3 protein-coding genes and 1 pseudogene are annotated in these 4,576 nt (G+C 68.5%); 2 read left to right on the top strand and 2 right to left on the bottom strand.

Annotated features, from left to right (window positions below; genetic code table 11):
• Nucleotides 1-54: 54 nt before the first annotated feature.
• Nucleotides 55-858, bottom strand: coding sequence for a 2,5-didehydrogluconate reductase DkgB (gene dkgB / locus VLG41_RS15100; protein WP_325350219.1), 804 nt, complete (start codon nucleotides 856-858; stop codon nucleotides 55-57).
• Between the two features lie 26 nt (nucleotides 859-884).
• Entirely contained in the window at nucleotides 885-2,069 is a 1,185-nt protein-coding gene (locus VLG41_RS15095) for an MFS transporter (RefSeq protein ID WP_325350218.1), read from the bottom strand.
• A 101-nt stretch (nucleotides 2,070-2,170) separates the two neighbouring features.
• Here VLG41_RS15095 and VLG41_RS15090 point away from each other — a divergent pair, with 101 nt between their 5' ends.
• Both VLG41_RS15090 and VLG41_RS15085 read left to right on the top strand, forming a co-directional pair.
• Complete coding sequence (locus tag VLG41_RS15090) at nucleotides 2,171-3,073, top strand: LysR family transcriptional regulator (protein WP_325350217.1); 903 nt, start codon at nucleotides 2,171-2,173, stop codon at nucleotides 3,071-3,073.
• A 525-nt stretch (nucleotides 3,074-3,598) separates the two neighbouring features.
• Nucleotides 3,599-4,576, top strand: a pseudogene (locus VLG41_RS15085) (integrin); the annotation flags it as partial.

Here is a 4,576-nt window from a genome sequence, read left to right as displayed (position 1 = left end):
GATGGGGCTCGCGGAGCCCGCTTCCGGCACACGGCGTGCCCGCCCGCCGGCCCTTCAGTCCCAGGCCGGCGCCAGTCCCTCGGGATCCACCTCGCGGCTGTTGCGCTCCAGCGCCACGATGCGCGCCATGTCGTCGTCGTCCAGCCGCAGTTGCTGCGCCAGCAGGTTGCTCGCCAGGTTCTCGCGTTTCGTGGACGAGGGAATCACCGCGTAGCCCAGGCGCAGCGCCCAGGCCAGCGCCACCTGCGCGGGCGTGGCACCGTGCTTCGCGGCGATGGCCACGATCACCGGGTCCTTGAGCACCTTGCCGTAGGCCAGGGTCATGTACGAGGTGGGCGTGATGCCCTGCGCATGCAGGAAGGTGGCCAGCGCCCGGTTCTGCAGGTAGGGGCTCAGCTCGACCTGGTTGGTGGCGATCGCGTCCGCGCCCAGCAGTTCGATGGCCTGCTGCGTCAGCGCGATGTTGAAATTGGAGATGCCGATCAGGCGCGTGAGCCCCTGCTCCTTCGCGTCGGCCAGGGCCTGCAGCGTCTCCTCCAGCGGCACGCCACTGCCCGGTGCCGGCCAGTGGATCAGCGTCAGGTCGACCTGGTCGGTGCGCAGTTTGCGCAAGCTCTCGCGCAGGCTGGGTGCGAGCTTGTCCTTCGCGGCGTGGTCCACCCAGACCTTGGTGGTGATGAAGACCTGCTCGCGCGGCACGCCGCTGTCGGCAATGGCCTGGCCGACCTCGGCCTCGTTGCCGTAGATCTGCGCGGTGTCGATGGCGCGGTAGCCCAGTTCCAGCGCCTGGCGCACGGAATCGATGACGGTTTGGCCCTTGAGGCGGAAGGTGCCGAGGCCGAAGGCGGGAACGTTCATGGTGATGTCCTTGTGAGAAAACCGGTTCAGGCGCAAGCGGCCTGCGCGTGGGGCAAACGGCGGTCCAGCCGGCCGCTCAGCACCGTCAGCCCGTAGCCCGCGAAGGTCACTACGGCCGCGATCCAGGGCGTGTGCGCCAGCCCCAGGTGCGCGATCACCTGGCCGCCGGCCCAGGCACCGCCGGCGATGCCCAGGTTGAAGGCCGCGATATTGAAGCCCGAGGCCACATCCACCGCCTCGGGCGCGAAACGCCGGGCCTGTTGCACAACGTACACCTGAAGCCCCGGCACGTTGCCGAAGGCCACACCGCCCCAGGCCAGCACCGTCAGCGCCACCAGCCAGGGGTGCGGCGCGGTGAAGTTGAGCACCAGCAGCACGGCGGCCAGCAGCAGGAAGATGGTCTTGAGCGCCTTCACCGGCCCCTGGCGGTCGGCCAGGCGGCCGCCCCACACGTTGCCGACGGCCACCGACACACCGTACAGCAGCAGCAGGACGCCCACCAGGGTCGGGCTGAAACCGGCGATGTCCTGCAGGATGGGCGCGAGAAAGGTGAAGGCGATCATCGAACCGCCGTAGCCCACGGCCGTCATGGCAAAGACCAGCAGCAGGCGCGGCTGCAGCAGCACGCCGGCCTGGCGCCGCAGCGGCGCCGGCGGCGCCTGCTCGATGCCCCGCGGCACGAAGGCCAGCGCGCCCAGCAAGGCCACCAGCCCAAAGATCGACACCACCAGGAAGGTGGCGTTCCAGCCGAAGCGCTGGCCGATGAAGGTGCCCAGCGGCACGCCGGTGACGAAGGCCACCGTGAGGCCGCTGAACATGGTGGCGATGGCGCTGGCCGCCTTCTCGCGCGCCACCAGGTTGGTGGCGATGATGGAGCCCACCGAGAAGAACACCCCGTGCGTGAGGCCCGTGAGCACCCGCGCCAGCACCAGGGTGCCGTAGCCCGGCGCCTGCCAGGCGATCAGGTTGCCCAGGGTGAACAAGGCCATCAGCCCCACCAGCAGGGCCTTGCGCGGCAGGCGGCCGGTGAGCGCGGTGAGCACCGGCGCGCCCACCGCCACGCCCAGGGCGTAGAGGCTGACCAGCAAGCCGGCCGAGGGCAGGCTCACGCCGAGGTCGGCGGCGATGGTCGGGATCAGTCCGACGATGACGAATTCGGTGGTTCCGATGGCAAAGGCGCTGATCGTGAGCGCCAGCAAGGCAAGCGGCATGGTGACTCCGGGAAGGAAGGGGGAATGGCGCGCAGTCTCTCCCCTTTGCATTTGCAGAAAAAGACGTCTATAAGCCAAAGAATATTGATTCGAAGTCAACAATGAAAACCACCCTCGACGAAATGCAGGCCTTCACCCGCGTGGTGGACACCGGCTCCATCACGGCCGCTGCCGATCAGTTGGGCCAGACCGTCTCTGGCGTGAGCCGCGCACTGGGCCGGCTGGAGAAGAAACTGCACGCCACCCTGCTGCGGCGGACCACGCGGCGCCTGGAACTCACCGAAGAAGGCGAGGCCTTCCTGCAGCACGCACGCACCATCCTCGCGTCGGTGGACGAGGCCGAGGAGCAGATGGCCGCCCGGCTGGAGCAGCCCTCGGGCCGGCTGCGCGTGGACGCGTCCACGCCCTTCATGCTGCACGTCATCGCCCCACTGGCGGGCGGCTTCCGGGAACGCCACCCGCAGGTGTCGCTGGAGCTGCACAGCAACGAAGGCTTCATTGACCTGATCGAGAAGCGCACCGACCTGGCCTTTCGCATCGGTACCTTGAAGGACTCGACGCTGCGCGCGCGGCCCATCGGCACCAGCCGCCTGCGCGTGCTGGCCAGCCCGGGTTACCTGCAGCGGCACGGCACGCCCACCAAGGTGGCGCATCTTGTGCGCCACTCACTATTGGGCTTCACCCAGCCCGAGTCGCTGAACGATTGGCCGCTGCGCGACGCCGATGGCAACACCCTGCACATCCGCCCCAGCGTCGCCTCATCGAGCGGCGAGACGCTGCGGCAACTGGCGCTCGCCGACGCCGGCATCGTCTGTCTGTCCGACTTCATGACGCGCGAGGACCGGCAGGCCGGCCGGCTGGTGCAGTTGTTCGCGCGCCAGACACTGGACGTGCGCCAGCCGATCAACGCCGTGTACTACCGCAACACGGCCCTGGCCTCGCGCATCAGCTGTTTCATCAACCACGTGGTGGCGCAACTCGGCAAGAACGCCTTCGATGGGTGATCGGCGGGAAACGGGTGAAGGGTTCATGCGGCCGACGGACACGGCAGGCGCGGCAGGGAGCGGCACAGCAGCGTCTTGACCCAAGGCGCCCTGCTCCCACAACTCCGACAGCCATTCCTCCATGGCGCCCAGGTCGGGGCGCCGGACCGATGCGCGCGCCTCGCGCGCCCGCTGCGCGATGGCCGGCCATGGCTCAACAGGACGTCCGCCTCGCTGGCCCGCACCCACACCCAGTCCACCGCGCTGTGGGCGCGTGCTACCGGAAACAAGGCCAGGAACCGCGCCCATGGGGCTGTGGGCATGGGATCGGCACCAATCTTCACGAGCGCTTTCATGGTGGATACCGGGGTGTTGCAGGTGAGGCGCACCTTGGACCCCGGATACCCCGCCGACCATCAACGGGATGCCCTACGACCAAATGGCTAGGGACGGTGCACGTGGCCCCTAGGCAGTCCGGCGAATGGTTCGTGAGCGCGCCTTCGCCTTCAATGGCTCACCCCTCCTTTCCTCAACGGAACCATTGACATGGACATCTTGAAGCTCAAGCAGCGCCTGGCCTACGCCGCGCTGGGAATAACCGCCTGCGTATTGGTCGCCTGCGGCGGCGGTGACGGATTTGGCGGCGGTGGAATTGGCGGTGGCAGCGGCACGCCATCGGCGCCCACGCTGAACCTGACGCCGCAGAGCACCAAGACCTTCCACTTCAGTTGGACGCCGGTGAGCGGAGCCACCCGCTACGTGCTGCTGGAAGACGCGGATGGCGGCTCGGGCTACCAGCCTGTGCATCTTGGCGATCTGCCCGCCGACACGAGCACCTACGACCACGAGGTCTTCCTGCCGGCGCGCGTCAACGCGCGCTACGTGCTGCAGGCCTGCAATGCCGCCCGCTGCGCCGACTCGGCGGCTGTCAGCGTCTCGGGCAGCCTCGCGGCAGCGGCCGGTTATGTGAAGGCCTCCGCCCAGGAGCAAGACGGTGCTTTCGGTGCCCGTGTGGCCATTTCCAGCGACGGCAACACGCTGGCCGTGGGCGCCAGCGGAGACGACAGCAACGCCACCGGCTCAGGCAGCGTTCCCGATCCGCTCAACAACGGCGCCCCCGACAGCGGCGCGGTCCACGTGTTCGCGCGCAGTGGCGGCGCCTGGGTGCAGCAGGCCTACATCAAAGCCTCCAACACCGATGCGGGCGACCTGTTCGGCGACCAGGTGGCCCTGTCGGCCGACGGCAACCTGCTCGCGGTGGGCGCCGCGGGCGAAGACGGCTATTCGAACAGTGTCGCCAACCCCGACCCCGCCAACAACGCCGCCCCACAAGCCGGTGCGGTCTATGTGTTCAGGCGCAGTGGAGTGAGCTGGAGCCAGGAAGCCTACGTGAAAGCCTCGAATGGCGAGACAAACGACGCTTTTGGCGCCAGTCTCGCGCTGTCCAGCGACGGCACCACCCTGGCCGTGGGAGCCCCTGGCGAACCGAGCATCCGCACAGGCGTCAATGCAGACCAGCACGTC

It is taken from the genome of Hydrogenophaga sp. (assembly GCF_035481345.1).
Classification (GTDB): Bacteria; Pseudomonadota; Gammaproteobacteria; order Burkholderiales; family Burkholderiaceae_C; genus Hydrogenophaga.
Note: the sequence above shows the minus strand (reverse complement) of the source record. Positions and strands in the feature narration are given on the sequence as shown.

Bases quoted from the DNA above. Each gene is read 5' to 3' on its own strand.
- VLG41_RS15090 (WP_325350217.1), top strand. From the start codon at position 2,171: ATGAAAACCACCCTCGACGAAATGCAGGCCTTCACCCGCGTGGTGGAC.
- VLG41_RS15095 (WP_325350218.1), bottom strand. From the start codon at position 2,069: ATGCCGCTTGCCTTGCTGGCGCTCACGATCAGCGCCTTTGCCATCGGA.
- dkgB (WP_325350219.1), bottom strand. From the start codon at position 858: ATGAACGTTCCCGCCTTCGGCCTCGGCACCTTCCGCCTCAAGGGCCAA.